This window comes from Streptomyces sediminimaris (assembly GCF_047049295.1).
Taxonomy (GTDB): Bacteria; Actinomycetota; Actinomycetes; order Streptomycetales; family Streptomycetaceae; genus Streptomyces; species Streptomyces sediminimaris.
In genome coordinates this window covers 2,352,405-2,369,449 of sequence record NZ_JBJWOT010000001.1, presented here as the reverse complement: position 1 = coordinate 2,369,449, position 17,045 = coordinate 2,352,405, and the positions used below count along the sequence as shown (strand labels likewise).

17 protein-coding genes and 1 riboswitch are annotated in these 17,045 nt (G+C 73.4%); of the genes, 7 read left to right on the top strand and 10 right to left on the bottom strand.

Going from position 1 to position 17,045, the window contains the following annotated elements; all coding sequences use genetic code 11:
* The first annotated feature begins 69 nt into the window (after positions 1-69).
* Complete coding sequence (locus ACJ9NR_RS11170; protein WP_412487372.1) at positions 70-717, top strand: sulfite oxidase-like oxidoreductase; 648 nt, start codon at positions 70-72, stop codon at positions 715-717.
* 16 nt (positions 718-733) lie between these two features.
* Here ACJ9NR_RS11170 and ACJ9NR_RS11165 read toward each other — a convergent pair whose 3' ends face one another.
* The 6 genes from ACJ9NR_RS11165 to thiO form a co-directional block, all read right to left on the bottom strand.
* A complete protein-coding gene (locus tag ACJ9NR_RS11165) occupies positions 734-1,243 on the bottom strand; it encodes a DUF4396 domain-containing protein (RefSeq protein WP_412488801.1) in 510 nt (169 codons plus the stop codon).
* Positions 1,244-1,317: 74 nt separating this feature from the next.
* On the bottom strand, positions 1,318-2,187 hold the full coding sequence (locus tag ACJ9NR_RS11160; RefSeq protein ID WP_412487371.1) for a deoxyribonuclease IV: 870 nt from the start codon (positions 2,185-2,187) through the stop codon (positions 1,318-1,320).
* Between the two features lie 34 nt (positions 2,188-2,221).
* Complete coding sequence (gene pknB / locus ACJ9NR_RS11155) at positions 2,222-4,144, bottom strand: Stk1 family PASTA domain-containing Ser/Thr kinase (protein WP_412487370.1); 1,923 nt, start codon at positions 4,142-4,144, stop codon at positions 2,222-2,224.
* 118 nt (positions 4,145-4,262) lie between these two features.
* Complete coding sequence (locus tag ACJ9NR_RS11150) at positions 4,263-5,057, bottom strand: thiazole synthase (RefSeq protein ID WP_412487369.1); 795 nt, start codon at positions 5,055-5,057, stop codon at positions 4,263-4,265.
* Positions 5,058-5,060: 3 nt separating this feature from the next.
* The gene (gene thiS, locus ACJ9NR_RS11145; protein WP_412487368.1) at positions 5,061-5,261 is read right to left on the bottom strand and encodes a sulfur carrier protein ThiS; all 201 of its coding nucleotides are present in this window, start codon (positions 5,259-5,261) and stop codon (positions 5,061-5,063) included.
* Positions 5,258-6,412: a glycine oxidase ThiO gene (thiO, locus tag ACJ9NR_RS11140; RefSeq protein WP_412487367.1), complete on the bottom strand. Its 1,155-nt coding sequence runs from the start codon at positions 6,410-6,412 to the stop codon at positions 5,258-5,260. The genes thiS and thiO overlap by 4 nt, the downstream gene beginning before the upstream one ends.
* A riboswitch (TPP riboswitch) is annotated at positions 6,410-6,521 on the bottom strand. It overlaps the preceding gene by 3 nt.
* A gap of 53 nt (positions 6,522-6,574) precedes the next feature.
* On the opposite strand from thiO, the gene ACJ9NR_RS11135 reads away from it, so the two are divergent.
* The 6 genes from ACJ9NR_RS11135 to ACJ9NR_RS11110 all read left to right on the top strand — a co-directional run bounded on the left by ACJ9NR_RS11135 (position 6,575) and on the right by ACJ9NR_RS11110 (position 11,464).
* Positions 6,575-6,925, top strand: coding sequence for an avidin-fold protein (locus ACJ9NR_RS11135; RefSeq protein WP_412487366.1), 351 nt, complete (start codon positions 6,575-6,577; stop codon positions 6,923-6,925).
* A 32-nt stretch (positions 6,926-6,957) separates the two neighbouring features.
* Positions 6,958-8,199 (top strand): NAD(P)/FAD-dependent oxidoreductase, encoded by a 1,242-nt coding sequence (locus ACJ9NR_RS11130; RefSeq protein ID WP_412487365.1) that lies wholly within the window; start codon positions 6,958-6,960, stop codon positions 8,197-8,199.
* Between the two features lie 65 nt (positions 8,200-8,264).
* Complete coding sequence (locus ACJ9NR_RS11125) at positions 8,265-8,630, top strand: Rv2175c family DNA-binding protein (RefSeq protein ID WP_031483328.1); 366 nt, start codon at positions 8,265-8,267, stop codon at positions 8,628-8,630.
* A 157-nt stretch (positions 8,631-8,787) separates the two neighbouring features.
* Positions 8,788-9,444 (top strand): thiamine phosphate synthase, encoded by a 657-nt coding sequence (gene thiE, locus ACJ9NR_RS11120; RefSeq protein WP_412487364.1) that lies wholly within the window; start codon positions 8,788-8,790, stop codon positions 9,442-9,444.
* Positions 9,445-9,542: 98 nt separating this feature from the next.
* The gene (gene metF, locus ACJ9NR_RS11115; RefSeq protein ID WP_412487363.1) at positions 9,543-10,466 is read left to right on the top strand and encodes a methylenetetrahydrofolate reductase [NAD(P)H]; all 924 of its coding nucleotides are present in this window, start codon (positions 9,543-9,545) and stop codon (positions 10,464-10,466) included.
* Between the two features lie 56 nt (positions 10,467-10,522).
* Positions 10,523-11,464: an SCO2102 family sporulation regulator gene (locus tag ACJ9NR_RS11110; RefSeq protein ID WP_412487362.1), complete on the top strand. Its 942-nt coding sequence runs from the start codon at positions 10,523-10,525 to the stop codon at positions 11,462-11,464.
* A gap of 34 nt (positions 11,465-11,498) precedes the next feature.
* Here ACJ9NR_RS11110 and ACJ9NR_RS11105 read toward each other — a convergent pair whose 3' ends face one another.
* The 4 genes from ACJ9NR_RS11105 to ACJ9NR_RS11090 form a co-directional block, all read right to left on the bottom strand.
* Entirely contained in the window at positions 11,499-13,046 is a 1,548-nt protein-coding gene (locus tag ACJ9NR_RS11105; protein WP_412487361.1) for a phytoene desaturase family protein, read from the bottom strand.
* Positions 13,047-13,560: 514 nt separating this feature from the next.
* Positions 13,561-14,196 (bottom strand): TetR/AcrR family transcriptional regulator, encoded by a 636-nt coding sequence (locus tag ACJ9NR_RS11100; protein WP_412487360.1) that lies wholly within the window; start codon positions 14,194-14,196, stop codon positions 13,561-13,563.
* Between the two features lie 47 nt (positions 14,197-14,243).
* The gene (locus tag ACJ9NR_RS11095; protein ID WP_412487359.1) at positions 14,244-16,328 is read right to left on the bottom strand and encodes a YhgE/Pip family protein; all 2,085 of its coding nucleotides are present in this window, start codon (positions 16,326-16,328) and stop codon (positions 14,244-14,246) included.
* The gene (locus ACJ9NR_RS11090; RefSeq protein ID WP_412487358.1) at positions 16,300-17,034 is read right to left on the bottom strand and encodes an ATP-binding cassette domain-containing protein; all 735 of its coding nucleotides are present in this window, start codon (positions 17,032-17,034) and stop codon (positions 16,300-16,302) included. Before ACJ9NR_RS11090 ends, ACJ9NR_RS11095 begins: the two co-directional genes overlap by 29 nt.
* Between the last annotated feature and the right edge of the window lie 11 nt (positions 17,035-17,045).

Below are 17,045 nucleotides of genomic sequence, written 5' to 3'. Positions count from 1 at the left end.
CCGGCGGCTATTGCCCCGGTTCGCGGAGGCCGGTCAGGGGCACCGTCCCCGGTCTGTCAGGATGGAGGCATGGGTCAGCCGGTGGAGCGAGGATCGGGAGAACACGATTCGGGAAGAGCGGCACAGCCCGAGCTTCCGCCGGGACAGCGGCTGCAGCGGGGCTGGCCGGTCACGCACTACGGCCCCGTTCCCAGGTTCCGCCCCGAGCGCTGGGAGTTCCGGGTCTTCGGCGCCACCGCGGACGGCGGGAAGCACTGCTGGACCCATGAGGAGTTCGCGGCGCTGCCGTACACCACCGTGGTGGCCGACCTGCACTGCGTGACGAAGTTCAGCATGCTCGGCGCCGAATGGGGCGGCATCCCGGCCCGTACGATCCTCCGCATCGCCCCGCCCGCTCCCGCGGTCACCCATGTGATGGTGTGGGCCGAGTACGGCTTCAGCGCCAACCTCCGCCTCGCGGACTTCGCCTCGGAGCGCAGCATCTTCGCCACCCACAAGGACGGCGAGCTGCTGACGGCGGAACACGGCTTCCCGCTGCGCCTCGTCGTCCCCCATCTGTACGCCTGGAAGGGCCCCAAGTGGGTGCGCGGCGTGGAGTACATGACCGCCGACCGCCGCGGCTTCTGGGAGGAGCGCGGCTACCACAACGTCGGTGATCCCTGGAGGGAGCAGCGCTACTCCTACCAGGAGGAGCCCGGGGAGGGCCCCGAGCTCTGACTCCCGGCGGACGCCGTCAGCGGTGGTGGGCGTGGACCACCGCGTGACCCTTGCCGCGGCCGATCATCCACTTGTTGACGGGCGTCGTCGCGACGAAGGCGAGCGCCAGCGAGATCGTCAGCGAGACCCAGAACAGCGGGTCGGCGAGGGTGGCGTCCATCGCGTCCGGCCACAGCGCGATCACGCCGTTGTCGATCAGCTCCATCACCGCGATGGACAGGGTGTCCGCGGCCAGCGCCACCCGGAGGGCCGTACGGAAGCCGACGCCGGCCCGCAGCACGCCGCGCAGCGTGAGCGAGTAGCCGAAGAAGAACGCCAGGACGATCGCCAGGACCGTCGTGGAGAGGTTGCCCCAGCCCAGCGCGGTGCCGATGACCATGCCCAGTACCTCGCCGACGGCGCAGCCGGTGAGGCAGTGCAGGGTCGCCCGGGCGGCCGTGCTCCAGGTGGCGCCGGCCGGGTGGTGGTGTGTGTGCGTCCGCACCGGCGCCGGTGCGTGTGCCGCTGCGTGCGTCTGGTCGTGCATCACTGCCCCCAATGTCAGGTCACGGTTCCTGCAGGAGCTGGAGACCGCATACCCCCCAGGGGTATTCCCGCGCGTCAGGAGTCGCGGAGTTTCTTCAGGCGCTCCACGTCCGCCGCGTGCCCCTCCTTGCCGCCGGGCGTCTCGATGACCAGGGGCACGCCCTCGGTCGCCGGGTGGGTCATCAGCGCCCGGAACGGATCCTCGCCGATGTGGCCCGCGCCGATGTTCTCGTGCCGGTCCTTGTGGGCGCCGACGACGTCCTTGGAGTCGTTGGCGTGGATCAGCCTCAGCCGGCCCGCCCCGACCGTCTCCACGAGCAGGTCCAGCGTCCGGTGCATGCCGCCCGGCCCGGTCAGGTCGTGTCCGGCGGCGAAGATGTGGCAGGTGTCCAGGCAGACGCCGAGCCTGGGGTGGGCGTCCAGCGCCTCGAAGTACGGCCCGAAGTCCCAGGTCCGCGAGCACAGCGAGGCGCCCTGCCCGGCCGTCGACTCCAGCAGCAGGAAGGGATCGTCGTCACGGGTGAGCCCGTCCAGCAGGGGCAGCAGACGCTCCCGCACCTGCTTCAGCGCCACGGAGCGATCCCGGCCCCCGGTCGCGCTGCCGGTGTGCACGACCACGCCGAGCGCCCCGATCTCCCGCCCGCGGCGCAGCGAGTGCGCCAGCGACTCCACGGACCTCTCGGCGGTCGCCTCGGTGTGCGAGCCGAAGTTGATCAGATACGGGGCATGGACGTACGCCGGGATCGACTCGGCCTCGCACACCGCGCGGAACTCCTCGTCCTGGCGCGGATTCCCGGCGGGCGTCGCCCAGCCGCGCGGGTTGGCGACGAAGACCTGCACCGTCTCGGCCTTCAGGTCATGGGCGTAGGACAGGCCGACGGAGCTCAGGCCGCCGGCCACGGGGACGTGGCCGCCGACAGGGTTGCGGGGCTGCTGGCTCTTCACCCCTCAAGGGTGTCACGCGCCGCGGCCCGCTCCGTCACCGGATCTTGATGCTGATCGTCGACCCCTTGGGCGCCTTGTCGCCGCCCTTCACGGACTGGTCCTTGACCGTGTCCCCGAACAGCCCCAGCAGGCCGCGGTTCTCGTCGACCTTGAAGCCGGCGTCCTCCAGCGTCCGCTTCGCGTCGTCGACGTTGTCACCGGTGACGTCCGGGACCACGACCATCACCGGGCCCTTGGACAGCGTCAGGGTGACCGTGTCGCCCTCGGCGGCCCGGCCGTCGCCCGCGGGCGTCTGGGTGGCGACCTGGCCCTTGTCGAACTCGGAGTTGACGCGCTCGGGCGCGACCCGCACCGCCAGGCCCGCGTCCTGCAGGTCGGCCTTCGCCTCCTGAAGGTCCTCACCGGTGACGTCCGGGACGTCGACCGGGGTGCCCTTGCTGACGACCAGGGCGATCGCCGAGCCCGCGTGCCGCTCGGTCCCGGCCTGCGGATCGGTGGAGATCACGGAGCCCTTCTCGACGGTGTCGCTGAACTCGCGGGTGACCATGCCGGGCTCCAAGGCGGCCTGCTTCAGCTCGGCCCTCGCCCGGGCCAGCGGCCGGCCCTCCAGGTCCGGCACCCGCACGGTCTCCGGGCCGTCGGAGATGGTGAGCGTCACGGAGGCGTTGTCCCGGACGCGCGTACCGGGTACCGGATCGGAGCTGATGACCGTGCCCCGCTTCACCGTGTCGCTGTAGGCGTGCTCGACCTTCCCGAGGTCCAGTCCGGCGTCGCCGAGCTGCCTGCGCGCCTCGGACTGGCTCTTGGCCAGCACCGGCGGGACCTTGGTGAACTGGCCGGAGTTGATGTACCACACGCCCGCGCCGACGCCGAGGGCCAGCAGCACGGCGAGCACGATCGCGACCGGACCGCGCCGGCCACCCGCGCCGCGGCGGCGGCGCGGCGGCAGGGGCGGCGGGCTCTCCAGCAGGCTGGTGCGGTGGACGTCGTCCTCGTTCACCGGCAGCGGGCGCTGCGTCGTCAGCGCGCGCGGGATCACGCTCGTACGGTCCTGGGAGATGTCCCGGTGGTCCGCGGCGAGGGCCTGCGGCGGCATCGCGTCGAGCTGGTCCGCGTCGAGCGCGAGCCGGACGTCACGCACGTGCGCGAGCAGCGCCACCGCGTCCTGCGGCCGGCGGGCGGCGGTGCGGGCGGTGGCCACCGCGACCAGCTCGTCCAGCTCGTACGCCAGCCCCGGCACGGCGGCCGACGGCGGCGGGACGTCCTCGTGGATGTGCTTGTACAGGACGGTGGCCGCGGAGTCCCCGCCGTGCGGCCGGTCCCCGGTCAGCATCTCGTAGAGCACGACGCCGCACGCGTACACGTCGACCCGGGGATCGGCGATGCCGTGCTCGATCTGCTCCGGGGCGAGGTAGGAGACGGTGCCGAGGACGGTTCCCGTCGTGTTGGTGACCGTGTTCACCGAGCGGACCAGCCCGAAGTCGGCGACCTTCACCCGGCCGTCGTCCCCTATCAGGACGTTCTCCGGCTTCATGTCCCGGTGCACGAACCCGGCCCGGTGCGCGGCACCGAGCGCGGCGAGGACCGGCTCCAGGATGTCCAGGGCGGCGCGCGGCTGCAGCGCCCCGCGCTCGCGCAGCACGTCACGCAGGGTGCACCCGGCGACGTACTCCATGGCGAGATAGACGTAGGACCCGTCGGTGCCCTGGTCGAAGACCTGCACCACGTTCGGGTGGGCCAGCCGGGCGACCGACTTCGCCTCCCGGATGAACCGCTCGACGAACGTGCCGTCGGCGGCGAGGGCCGGGTGCATCACCTTCAGCGCGAGCACACGGTCCAGGCGGGTGTCCAGGGCCCGGTAGACCGTGGCCATCCCGCCGACCGCGACCCGCGCGTCCACGCGGTAGCGCCCGTCGAGCACCTGCCCGACCAAAGGGTCCTGAAGGGTCGTATCCACGCAGGTGAGTGTACGAGCCGCGACCGACAGCGCCCCGCGTTCCCGCCGGATCGGGGCGTGACTGCAGCCGACCTGTGACGGACCTCGCACCGGCTCCCGGATTCCGTCGAACGCCCGTTCAGAAGGCGGGGCGCTCGGGATCCAGGTGCGCCCGGCCCTCGTGCGGCGAGGACGCCTCGGCGAAGTGGCGGCGCGGAATGCGGCCCGCCCGGTGCGCCAGCCTGCCCGCCTCCACGGCGTGCCTCATGGCCTCGGCCATCAGCTGCGGCTCCCGCGCCCGGGTCACCGCCGAGGCGAGCATCACCCCCGCGCACCCCAGCTCCATCGCGAGCGCCGCGTCCGATGCCGTGCCGGCGCCCGCGTCCAGGATCACCGGCACGCGCGCGTGCTCGGTGATCAGCTGGAAGTTGTGCGGGTTGCGGATGCCGAGACCGGAGCCGATGGGAGAGCCGAGCGGCATGATCGCCGCGCAGCCGGCGTCCTCCAGCCTCCGTGCGAGCACGGGGTCGTCGTTGGTGTACGGCAGCACCGTGAAGCCGTCGTCGACCAGGGTCTCGGCGGCGTCCAGCAGCTCGATCGGGTCGGGCAGCAGCGTGCGCTCGTCGGCGATCACCTCCAGCTTGACCAGGTCGGTGCCGAGCGCCTCGCGGGCCAGCCGCGCGGTCAGCACCGCCTCCCCGGAGGTGAAGCAGCCCGCCGTGTTCGGCAGCACCCGGATGCCGAGCCGGTCGAGCACGGACAGCACCGAGCCGTGCACCGAGGCGTCCACGCGCCGCATCGCGACCGTGGTCAGCTCCGTGCCGGACGCCACCAGCGCCCGCTCCAGCACGTCGAGGCTCGGGGCGCCGCCGGTGCCCATGATCAGGCGGGACGTGAGGGACGTGCCGCCGATGACGAGGGGATCGTCGGCCATGGGTCAGCCTCCTTGGACGGCGGTGAGGACCTCGACGCGGTCTCCCTCGGAGAGGGACGTCGACGGCCACTCGGCGCGCGGGACGACGGTTTCGTTGAGGGCGGCGGCGACCCCGGAGGGGGCCGGGGTCAGTGTCCTGACGACGGTGTCGAGAGCGGTGCCGGGAGCGAACTGACGGAGCTCCCCGTTGACGGAGACGTTCATACGGGCTGCTCCACGCGCGCGAAGCGCCTCGGGGTGAACGGGCGGGCCTCGTCCGGCAGCCGGCCGGTGACCAGGACGTGGGCCATGGCGTCACCGGTGACCGGGGTGAGCAGCACGCCGTTGCGGTGGTGCCCGGTGGCCAGCAGCAGCCCCGGCAGCTCCGTCGGGCCGAGCAGGGGGGCGTTGTCGGGGGAGCCCGGGCGCAGCCCCGCGCGGGTCTCCGTCAGCGGCAGCTCGGTGAGGCCGGGGACCAGCTCGTGCGCGTCGCGCAGCAGCTCGTACACCCCGCCAGCGGTGACCGTGGTGTCCCAGCCGAGCTCCTCGGTGGTCGCGCCGATCACCAGCTCGCCGTTCTCACGCGGCACCAGGTAGACGTGGCTGCCGCGCACCACGGCGCGCACGGTGCGGCTCAGGAAGGGCGCGAGCCGCCGCGGCACGGTCAGCCGCAGCACCTGCCCCTTCACCGGCCGCACGGGCGGCAGCACCTCGTCCGGCACGCCCGGCAGCCGCCCGCTGAGGCTGCCGGCGGCCAGCACCACCTGGTCCGCGCCCAGCTCGGTCCCGTCCGCCGTGGTGACACCGGCGGCCCGGCCGCCCGCGACGCGGAGACGCTCCGCCCACGCGCGGTGGAGGACCACGCCGGCCTGCTCGCACGCGGCCACCAGCGCTCGTGCCAGGCGCCGCGGGTCGATCTGGTGGTCGCCGTCGACCCGGAGCCCGCCGCGCACGCCCGGCGCGAGCATCGGCTCCAGGCGCCGGCACTCGCGCCCCGACAGCCACTCCGACTCCAGGCCCGACTCCCGCTGCAGGGCGTGCAGTTCGCGCAGGTGGGCACGGTCGTCGGCGTCCAGCGCGACGGCCAGCGTGCCGCACCGGCGATAGCCCAGCTCATGGCCGGTGACACCGGTGAGCTCGGCCGCGAAGTCCGGATAGCGGCGGGCCGAGGCGAGGTTCAGGCCGAGCAGGGTCTGCTCGCCGTGGTGCAGTTCCGTGACCGCGGCCAGCATGCCCGCGGCCACCTGCGCGGCCCCGCCCCCCGGTTCGGGGTCCACGACGGCCGTGGCGAACCCGCGCTGCGCGGCGCGCCAGGCCGTGACCAGGCCGATGATCCCGCCCCCGATGACGAGGACGTCTGACGTACGTGACGGCATGGGCGTCCAGCCCCTCCCTTCGCCGGCATGACCCGGATCAGGTTCGTACGGTCGGAGGCCGCCAGCCTCCCTCTCAGCCCGGTGCGTCCGGGCTCCCGCGAGTGCTTGTACGGTGGCCACCCTAGCCCGACCCCGCCCGCCTCTGTAAGGGAGCCCGCCGCCGTGTCCCGCTCGCTGGACGGCCTCGTCCTCGCCCCGGTCGCCGACCAGGCCCCAGGTCAGGTGGGTACGCGGACCCGGTTCCGCTACCACGAGAAGGACGGCGGGATCTGGGCCGAATACGCGGGCGGGGACGTCGTGCGGGGCCGCCTGGTGGGCACCCGGGCGGGCGACCGGCTGGACTTCCGGTACGTGCAGCTCAAGCGGGACGGGACGACGTCCTCGGGGCACTGCGTGTCCACGGTGGTGGAACTGCCGGACGGGCGCGTCCGGCTGGAGGAGACCTGGGAGTGGGAGTCGCGGGACGGCAGCGGGACCAGTGTTGTGGAGCAGGTCACCGGGCACGACCGCTGACTGACGATTTGTCAGTTGGCTAGGGTGATCAGGTGAACGAGCAGACGCGGGAAACGGACGGGCCGCCCTCGCGGCGCGTGGTCGTGGTGGGTGCGGGCATGGCCGGTGTGCAGACCGCGGTCGCCCTGCGGGAACAGGGCTTCACCGGCAGCGTGACGCTGATCGGCGCCGAACCCCACCAGCCCTACGACCGGCCCCCGCTGTCCAAGGCCGTCCTGCTCGGCAAGGCCGAGGGCTCCGCCTTCGACGTCGACTTCGAGGCGCTCGGCATCGGGCTGCGGCTGGGCTGCGAGGTGCTGGGCCTGCGTCCCGGCGAGCACGAGCTGGACACCGGGGCCGGGCCCGTCCCGTACGACGTCCTCGTGATCGCCACCGGTGCCGAGCCGGTCCGGCTGCCGGGCGCCGAGGGCGTGCCCGGCGTGCATCTGCTGCGCACCCTGGACGACGCCGAACGGCTGCGCCCGGTGCTCGCCCGGCAGCACGACATCGTGGTGGTCGGCGCGGGCTGGATCGGCGCCGAGTTCGCCACCGCCGCGCGCGAGGCCGGCTGCGCGGTGACGGTCGTCGAGGCGGCGGACCGGCCCCTCGCGGGCGCCCTGCCGGCCGAGGTCGCCGCGCCGATGGCGGCCTGGTACGCCGACGCCGGCGTGGAGCTGCGTACGCACGCGCGCGTGCGGCGCGTCGAGCCCGGCGCGGTCGTCCTCGACGACGGCTCGCGGCTGCCCGCGGGCGCGGTCGTGGTCGGCATCGGCGCGCGCCCCGCCACCGCCTGGCTGGCCGGCTCCGGTATCGAGCTCGGCAGGCACCACGAGGTCGTCGCCGACGCCCGTCTGCGCTCCTCGGCGCCGGACGTGTACGCCGTCGGCGACTGCGCCTCCTTCCCCTCGGGGCGCTACGGCGAGCGCCTGCTGGTCCACCACTGGGACAACGCCCTCCAGGGGCCGCGCACGGTGGCCGCGAACATCGTGGGCGAGACCACCGGCGCGCCACCGGCCGTCTACGACCCGGTCCCGTACTTCTGGTCCGAGCAGTTCGGCCGTTTCGTCCAGTACGCCGGCCATCACCCCTGCGCCGACACCACCCTGTGGCGCGGCGACCCGGCCGGGCCCGCCTGGTCCGTCTGCTGGCTGCGCGGCAACCGCCTGGTCGCACTGCTGGCGGTGGGCCGGCCCAGGGACCTGGCGCAGGGCAGACGGCTGATCGAGGCCGGGACCCCGATGGACCCGGAGCGCCTGGCGGATCCGGCCCGGCCCCTGAAGGCGGCCGCGGCCTGACGCGAAGCCCCGGGTCGGACCGGCCCGGCTTCCGACTGTCGGTGCGGGATGGCAGGCTTGATTCCGTGACCGAGATTGACGCAAAGATCGATGCTCTCGTCCCCGCCTGGCTCACCCTCCCCGACATCGCGGAGATGCTCGATGTGGAGGTGACGCGCGTGCGGCAGCTGGTCAAGGAGGGCCAGCTCATCGCCGTACGCCGGGGCGAGAACCGCGCACTGCACGTCCCCGCCGCCTTCATCGACGGGGACAAGGTCGTCAAGGGCCTCAGCGGCACCCTGACGCTCCTGCGGGACGACGGCTTCACCGACGAAGAGATGCTGGAGTGGCTCTTCACCCCCGACGAGAGCCTGCCGGGCACCCCCGCCCAGGCCCTCAGCGAGAATCGAGGCACGGAGGTGAAGCGCCGCGCCCAGGCGCTCGCCGTCTGAGCCGAACCCGCTGATCACCCGCTGATCCGAACACCGTCCGGCGTACGGGGCCGGGGTCCGCGCGGGCCGCGGCCGCGCTACGGCGCGGCCCGCCGCAGGGAAGCCGACGCTTCCGGGCCCGCGGCCCGTACGCCACCGACCACGGGGGGACACCCGCATGCCCGGCACCGCAGCCACCGCCCGCGCCCGCCTCGCCGACGCCCGCGTCTACCTCTGCACGGACGCCCGCAGGCGCCAGGGCGATCTGCCGCAGTTCCTGGACGCCGCCCTGGCGGGCGGTGTCGACATCGTGCAGCTGCGCGACAAGGGGATGGAGGCGCGCGAGGAGCTGGAGCACCTCGAGGTCCTCGCCGAGGCCTGCGCCCGCCACGGCAGGCTGCTCGCGGTCAACGACCGGGCGGACGTCGCGCACGCCGCCGGCGCCGGCGTCCTCCACCTGGGCCAGGACGACCTCCCGGTCCCCGCGGCCCGGGCGATTCTCGGCGACGGCGTCCTCATCGGCCGTTCGACGCACGCGGAGTCCGAGGCCGCGGCGGCCGCCGTCCAGGAGGGCGTCGACTACTTCTGCACCGGTCCCTGCTGGCCGACCCCCACCAAGCCGGGCCGCCACGCCCCCGGCCTGGACCTGGTCCGGTACACCGCCGCCCTCGGCACCGACCGTCCCTGGTTCGCCATCGGCGGCATCGACCTCGGCAACCTCGACCGGGTGATCGACGCGGGCGCCCGCCGGGTCGTGGTCGTCCGCGCGATCACCGAGGCCGACGACCCGGGCGCCGCCGCGGCGGAGTTCGCGCAGCGGCTGCGGCAGGCCTGAGCGCCCCGGCTGTCCGAGGCGTGGACAACAGGTCGACAATTCGGGTAAAAATCCCGCGTTCGGTTGGGGGACCGTCGGCCCCTGGTTAACCTGCGAGTATGGCCCTCGGAACCGCATCCACCCGGACTGATCGCGCACGCACCGTGCGCGACATGCTCGCCACGGGCAAGACGACGTACTCCTTCGAGTTCTCGGCGCCCAAGACCCCCAAGGGCGAGCGGAACCTGTGGAGCGCGCTGCGCAGGGTCGAGGCCGTGGCTCCCGACTTCGTCTCCGTGACCTACGGCGCCGGCGGCTCCACACGGGCGGGCACGGTCAGGGAGACCCAGCAGATCGTCGCCGACACCACGCTGACCCCGGTCGCCCACCTCACCGCGGTCAACCACTCCGTCGCCGAACTGCGCAACATCATCGGCCAGTACGCCGACGCCGGGATCCGCAACATGCTCGCCGTGCGCGGCGACCCGCCCGGCGACCCCATGGGCGAGTGGGTGCCGCACCCGAAGGGCCTCGTCTACGCCGCGGACCTCGTCCACCTCATCAAGGAGTCCGGCGACTTCTGCGTGGGCGTCGCGGCCTTCCCGGAGATGCACCCGCGCTCCGACGACTGGGACACCGACGTCACCCACTTCGTCGACAAGTGCCGGGCCGGCGCCGACTACGCCGTCACGCAGATGTTCTTCCAGCCGGAGTCCTATCTGCGGCTGCGCGACCGCGTCACCGCGGCGGGCTGCGAGACGCCCGTCATCCCGGAAGTGATGCCGGTGACCAGTGTGAAGATGCTGGAACGACTGCCGCAGCTCAGCAACGCCCACATCCCCTCCGTCCTGAAAGAGCGGATCCTCACAGCAAAAGACGATCCGGCCGCTGTACGCTCCATTGGCATCGAATTCGCCACGGAGTTCTGCGCGCGGCTGCTGGCCGAGGGAGTGCCCGGGCTGCACTTCATCACGCTCAACAACTCCACGGCGACGCTGGAAATCTACGAGAACCTGGGCCTGCACCACCCCCCGCAGGCCTAGACCGGCCGCACCGGTGTACGACACACTGCGTAGCGGCGACTGGGAGAGGGGCGTACATGGGCTGGACGGTCCTCTATATCGCGTTCGGCATCGTCGCGCTGTGGCTGCTCGGTGAGGTGCTGCTGCAGTACAAGGCGCGGCTGCGCTGGCGGCTGCTCGCGTTCGCGGGTTTCCTGGGCGTCGTCATCGGCGTGCTGATCCCCTCGGTGGTCGTCATCGGCCTGGGCGCGGCGGCGTTCGCGGTCGGCCAGACCTACGTCACCCTCTCCTTCCGCCGCGGCTTCTCCGCGGGCTGGGCGGTCAAGCGCCCGGAGGGCGACGACGGCAGCAAGCGGCGGCGCGGCAGGGCGGACCACCAGGACCCGGCCCTGGAGGTCTCCGACCTCGAGCCGGACGACGGCGGATACGACGAGCGGGCCGCCTACACCCGCGAGAACGCCGCCCTCAACGACGACGACTACGACCGCGACGACGTCTTCACGCCCGCCCAGCCCACGGCCGCCGAGAGCACCATGGTGTACGAGCCGCAGCCCATGCCCGACGACACCGGTTCCTACGGCGTGTACGACACCTCCGCCTACGCCGGCGCGGGCCAGGCCCAGCAGGCCCAGGACCAGTACGCGACGGCCGCCCAGGGCGCCGACCAGTCCTACGGCTACGACTACTCCGGCTACGACCAGCAGCAGTACGGCTACGACACCGGCGGCCAGCAGCAGTACGCCGCCTACTCCGACCCGTACATCGGCACCCAGACGTACGGCGGCTACGACGCCGCCTACGGGCAGCAGTACGGCCAGCAGGGGTACGGCCAGGACCAGCAGCAGTACGCCACCGGCGGTTACGGCGGCGAGACCCCGTCCGGCGCGGTGTGGGTCCCGCAGCAGCGCACCGACGAGTCCTACGGCGGTGAACTCCCGCCGGAGCAGAACTACCCCTACCAGGGCGACGGCCAGGGCCGGCCGCAGGGGAACGGGTTCGACGAGCAGTACCGGTTCTGAGCCGCTCGCCCGCGCGCCGCTCGGCGCAGGGCGCTCACTGAGAGCCCCTGAACTGCGGTCCCTCCACGATGAGGCCGGCCACCAGCGCGCCCGACATCCCGGCGTGCGGCAGGCCGCCACCGGGGTGCGACCAGCGGCCGACCCGGTACAGCCCCGGCAGGCGGGTGGTGTTGGCCGGGTGCAGGAAACGCCCCTGCCCGGCGGCCAGTGAGGGCGGGGACACCTCGCCCGATCCGGCGCCCGTCCCCTCCTCGCCGTGGCCCGGCGCCCGCACCTCGCGCCAGAGGATCCGCTCCCGCAGCCGCGGTATCGCGGCCTCCGCCGCGGTGACCAGCACGTCGGCGAGGGCTTCGCGCCGTGCGGCCGGGCGCCCGCCGGTCTCCGGCGGCACCACCGCCGACACGACCACCGACTCGTGCTCCCCGTCCGGGCGCAGCGCCGGGTCGTCCGGCCGCAACACGGTCACCGTGGGCCGGACGGGCTCGCTCGAGCGGCCCGCCAGGAAGTCCCACTCCGCCGTGCGGTCGGGGGCGTGGACGACCGTGCGGTGCACCGCGCCGGGCTCCCGCGGGCCGCGCAGCGCGAGCAGCACGGTGAACCGTCCGGGGCGCGGGCGGGTGTCCGGCCGTACGTCGCCCTCGTCGTCGAGGGGGTGGCGCGTCAGCTCCCGCAGCCTCCGCGGATGGACACCGGCGACCACGTGGTCCGCCTCCTCGACCGTCACTCCTCCGGAGCCGGAGCCGGAGCCGGGGGCCCGGGAGGCGCCCTCCGTCAGCTCCACCCCCGCCGCCCGGCCGTCCTTCTCCAGCACGCCCGTCACCTCGGCGCCGAAGCGGAACTCGACCCGGCGGGCCAGGCACCGCTCGTACACCGCGCGCGCCAACTCCCTTGTGCCACCGCGCACGTACCAGGTCCCGAAGGCGTGCTCCAGGTAGGGCAGCACGGCCGCGCCGGCCGGAGCGGTGCGCGGATCGAGGCCGTGGGCGAGGGCGTGGCTCTCCAGGAGCGCGGTGAGACGGGGGTCGCGCAGCTCCCAGGCGCCGATCTCCGCGAGCGTGGCGGCCCGCCGGGTGCGCAGCAGCCGCTTGTGCGGGACCGCCGGGTAGGGCTCACGCTCCGCGAGCACCGGCCAGTTCGGCCAGAGGGGCTCCTCGAGGAGCGGACGGCGGGTGCGGTCCCAGGTCTCGCGGGCGCGCACCAGGAAGTCGCCCCAGCGGTCGCCGGCGCCGGTCCCGAGCGCCTCGTCCAGGGCGGCGACGACCCCCGCGCGCGAGGCGTTGGGCAGCACCACCTCGGTCCCGTCCGCGAACACGTGCCGAGCGGACGGGTCGGCCTGGACCAGTTCGACGCAGGCCTCCAGCGGCTCCTTGCCGGTCTTGACGAACAGATCGCGCCAGACGGCGGGCAGCGTCAGCAGCCCCGGGCCGGTGTCGAAGCCGAAGCCGTCCCGCTCGAAGCGGCGCACCGCTCCGCCGTACGTCTCCGCACGTTCGTAGACCGTCACCCGGTGGCCCGCGACGGCCAGCCGGGCGGCGGCCGCCATCGCGCCCGTCCCGGCGCCGATCACCGCAATCCGTCCCATGCCTGCGACTTTATCGACCGCCACCGACAGTCACGGCAGGCGCTCCCGCCCGTGGCAGGACGGGCGGGGGAGTACGGGCGCGGGCGCGCTGATGACCAGTCGGGGAGACAGCACCCTGGGGGTGAGTGCGCAGCCTTGAGTATCCGTACCTAGTGATGGAGATGAGTAGCCGCGCGGATGGGCCGCGACCTGCGGGAACGAGACAGTGGAGACACGGAGAGGGGCTCGGCTCCGGCACCGGCGGCACGGGGCGCCGGAACGGAACCGCCCGCGATCCGCTCCTTCCGCCGGCCGAGGCCGGCGGGAGCGAGGCACGGGGGAACCCGGGGGAACGACCGAGAACGGGGGCCCAACGGGGGGAAGTGGAAACGGGGGAGCACGAGAGGGCGCCGGTTCGAGGCGGCCCGCGGGGGACGCGGCCGCACCGGACCGGCGCTTTCGTGTCTCCGGGGTGGTCAGGGGTTCCCTGGGGGGATCAGGGCTTGCCGGTGCGATCAGCGGCTCGGTGGCGTACTCAGCGGCGCCCGCTCCCGCTCACGCGCCCCTGGAGCAGCCGGGACAGCGCCGCGTGCACGTCGTCCAGGGAGCGCTCCGGCTGGAAGGACTGCCAGTCGAGCGCGGCCACCAGCACCATGCCGACCAGCGCCGACGCGGTCAGCGGCACGTCGATCTCGTCGCTGAACTCGCCGTTCGCCACTCCCTCGCGCAGCACGTCCTCGACCACCGCGACCGCCTGCTGCCTGACCACCATCAGCGTGGACTGCCAGGCCCGGTTGGTGCGCCACAGCTCGGCCACGTACAGCTGGGTGAAGGCGGGGTAGCGGTCGATGAAGACCAGACCGGCCCGGATCATCGCGTCCAGGGCGTCCAGCCCGCCGCCCCCGTCCCTGGCCGTCTTCTCCGCCGCCTCACGCAGGGAGGCGGTGAGGAGCCCGACGCCGTGCCGCAGCAGTTCCTCGAAGAGGACGGACTTGCTCGCGAAGTTGTAGTAGACCGTGCCCTTCGCCACCCCGGCCCGCTCGGCGATCTCGTCCACCGTGGTGGCGGAGAAGCCCTGCTCGGCGATGAGCGTGACGGCCGCCTCGTAGAGCCTCTGCCGGGTGGCCTCGCGGCGCGTGCTGCCGCCCGAGGCGGTGCTGCTGCTTTCCATGGCTCCGATTGTCACAGCAGCCGCACCTCCCGTCGGCACCGCGGCGCTCACAGGCTCAGCTCCGGGTGCAGCCGCTCCAGCGTCCACACCTGCCGGCGGCGGGCCGACAGCGCGGTCAGCGCCAGGGCGCCCGCGGTGAAGGCGCCGAGCACCACGCACGCGTGCCACACCGGTCCCGCGCCGCCGCCCGTGATGAGCCGCCTCAGGGCCTGCACGACATAGCTCATCGGCAGGAAGGGGTGGAGCGCGGTGAAGAAGCCCGGACTCGTCTGCACGGGGTAGGTGCCGCCCGCGGACGTCAACTGCAGCATCAGCAGGGCGAGGACGAGGATCCGGCCCGCCGCCCCGAAGCGCGCGTTCAGCCACTGCACGATCGCCGCGAAGCACGCCGTCACCAGGAACAGGAAGCCGATCGTGCCGGCCGCCCGCACCATCCGCAGGCCGATCGCCCAGTGCAGCACCGCCATCAGGGCCACCGTCTGCAGCACGCCGATCGCCACCACCGGGAGCCAGCCCGCGAACGCGATCCGCCAGGCCGGTGCGCCCGTGGCGAGCGCGCGCCGGTTCAGCGGCGGGATCAGCATGTACGCCACCATCGCGCCCACCCACAGGGACAGGGGGATGAAGTACGGGGCGAACCCGGTGCCGTAGTTGGGCGCCTCGTGCAGGTCCCTGGAGACGAGGTGGACGGGGTCCGCCATGACCTCGGTGCGCCGGTCGCGGTCCTTCTTGCCGTAGTCGGGGATCTTCCCGGCGCCGTCGTGCAGCCCGCCCGCGAGCTTCCCGGAGCCGTCGACGAGCTTGTACATGCCGCCGTTGAGGTCCTCGGCGCCGGTCTTGAGCCTGCCGATGCCCTCGTCCAGGTCGCTCGCGCCGCCGGAGGCCGTGCCGAGCCCCTTGTGCAGCTTCCTGGCGCCCTCGGCGACCTTCCCGGCGCCCTCGTTCAGCTTGTCGATCCTGGAGACGGCGTCGTCGAGGTCCTCGGAGAGGTGCGGCGCGCGGTCGGCGAGGGCCTGGGCCTGCGTCTGGAGGGTGGCCAGGTTCGTGTCGAGCTTCTTCAGGTCGCCGTCCTGGTCGCCGATGAGCGTGTTGAGGTCGTCGGCGATCGCCGCCACGTCGTCGGCCGCCTCCTCGGCCTTCTTCAGGTCGGAGCAGGCCGCGTCCGGCAGCACGGGCTTCTCGCAGCGCGTCCGGTAGACGTCGTGCAGTGCGGCGGAGGCCGTGTGGGCGCCCTTGGCGGCGACCGGGGCGGTCCTGACCAGGGTGCCGAGGTTGTGGCGGATCGCCTTGGAGGAGTCGGCGACCAGCTGGGCGGTGTCCCCGATGGTCTTCTCGTTGTCCTTCAGGAACGGGCCCGCCTTCCTGTCGACCGCGTCGACCTTGTCCGCGAGCGTCTGCGTGCCCGCCGCGACCTGCTTCGCGCCGTCCTCCAGGGCGTCCGCACCCGTGTTGAGCTTCTTCAGGCCCTTGGCGAGCCTGCCGCTGCCGCTCTTGGCGTCCTTGAGCCCGTCGGCCAGGTCCTTGGCGCCCTTCTCCGCCTTGCCGATCCCGCCGTTGAGCTTGTCGGCCCCGTCGGCGGCCTTCACCGTCGCGCCGTGGATGTCGGAGAACGAGATGAAGATCTTGTCCAGGAAGGACCGCGACGCCTTGGTGGAGGCCGCCCGGCGCACCTCGCTGAACACCGTCCGCGAGATCTGCCCGACGATGTAGTTGTTGGCGTCGTTCGTACGCACCTGGAGCGCGCCCGTCTCCGGGGAGTCGCCCGCGCTGGAGGCGATCCGCCTGCTGAAGTCGGCGGGCATGGTCAGCGACAGGTAGTAGGTGCCGTCCTCCAGGCCGGCGCGTGCCTCGTCGGCGCTCACCTCGTGCCAGTCGAAGACCTCGCTCTCGCGCAGCCCCTCGGTCAGGTCGTCGCCCGCGGTGATCTTCTTCCCGTCGGCCGTCGCCCCCTTGTCGTCGTTGACGAGCGCCACGGGGATGCGGTCCAGGCGGCCGTAGGGGTCCCAGAACGACCACAGGTACAGCGCGCCGTAGAGCAGCGGCAGCACCAGGAGCGCCACCAGGGCGGCCCGGGGCAGCCTGCCCCTGCCGAAGCGCCTGAGCTCAAGCGCGGCCAGTTTCGGCGAGCGCATCGGCCCTCTCCCTTCCCGTGGTGTTCTCCGTGGTGACGACGACGGCGTCCTCGGGGGCCTCGCTGCACACCGCGACGACGGTCGTGCCGGACTCGGCGACCGACCTCAGCAGCGCCCAGACCTCGTCCCGCTCGGCGTCCGAGAGCTTCAGATCGGTGTCGTCGACGCCGAGCAGCCGGGGACGGCCGAGCAGGGCGAGCGCTATCGACAGCCGCAGCGCCTCCAGGCGCTCGAGGTCGCGCACGGCCGTGCGCGCGCCCTTGGGCAGGGCCGCGCGGTCCAGTCCGGCGGCGGACAGCGCGGTGTCGATCCGCAGCTTCTCCTCGGCCGCGTGCTCGCCGCGCGGCCGCAGCAGCGCGCGCAGCGAGTCGCCGAACCGGCGCTGCAGCAGCGCCCGCTCGTGCAGATGCTCGGCCACGGTCAGGGCCGGCTCGAGTTCGGTGACCCCGGCGACGTGCGCGAGCCCGCAGACCCGCCGCACGGACGCCATCTGCCTGGGCAGCCCGTACTCGCCCAGCACGGCCTCGCCCGCCGTCGGCTTCATCCGTCCCGTGAGCGCGAGCAGCAGACAGGTACGGCCGGACCCGGACGGGCCCTCGATCGCGATCAGCGAACCGGGCTCCGCGTCGAACGTGACGTCGCGGAAGGCCCAGCCGCGCGGGCCCCTGAGCCCCAGCCCGCGGGCGATGACACCCACACCGGACACGGTTCTTCCCA

What these genes read in the sequence shown, in the direction of transcription:
- ACJ9NR_RS11100 (WP_412487360.1), bottom strand. Translation starts at nt 14,196, where the DNA reads ATGGAAAGCAGCAGCACCGCCTCGGGCGGCAGCACGCGCCGCGAGGCC.
- ACJ9NR_RS11095 (WP_412487359.1), bottom strand. Translation starts at nt 16,328, where the DNA reads ATGCGCTCGCCGAAACTGGCCGCGCTTGAGCTCAGGCGCTTCGGCAGG.
- thiO (WP_412487367.1), bottom strand. Translation starts at nt 6,412, where the DNA reads ATGCCGTCACGTACGTCAGACGTCCTCGTCATCGGGGGCGGGATCATC.
- metF (WP_412487363.1), top strand. Translation starts at nt 9,543, where the DNA reads ATGGCCCTCGGAACCGCATCCACCCGGACTGATCGCGCACGCACCGTG.
- ACJ9NR_RS11110 (WP_412487362.1), top strand. Translation starts at nt 10,523, where the DNA reads ATGGGCTGGACGGTCCTCTATATCGCGTTCGGCATCGTCGCGCTGTGG.
- ACJ9NR_RS11165 (WP_412488801.1), bottom strand. Translation starts at nt 1,243, where the DNA reads ATGCACGACCAGACGCACGCAGCGGCACACGCACCGGCGCCGGTGCGG.
- thiE (WP_412487364.1), top strand. Translation starts at nt 8,788, where the DNA reads ATGCCCGGCACCGCAGCCACCGCCCGCGCCCGCCTCGCCGACGCCCGC.
- ACJ9NR_RS11150 (WP_412487369.1), bottom strand. Translation starts at nt 5,057, where the DNA reads ATGGCCGACGATCCCCTCGTCATCGGCGGCACGTCCCTCACGTCCCGC.
- ACJ9NR_RS11170 (WP_412487372.1), top strand. Translation starts at nt 70, where the DNA reads ATGGGTCAGCCGGTGGAGCGAGGATCGGGAGAACACGATTCGGGAAGA.
- ACJ9NR_RS11105 (WP_412487361.1), bottom strand. Translation starts at nt 13,046, where the DNA reads ATGGGACGGATTGCGGTGATCGGCGCCGGGACGGGCGCGATGGCGGCC.
- thiS (WP_412487368.1), bottom strand. Translation starts at nt 5,261, where the DNA reads ATGAACGTCTCCGTCAACGGGGAGCTCCGTCAGTTCGCTCCCGGCACC.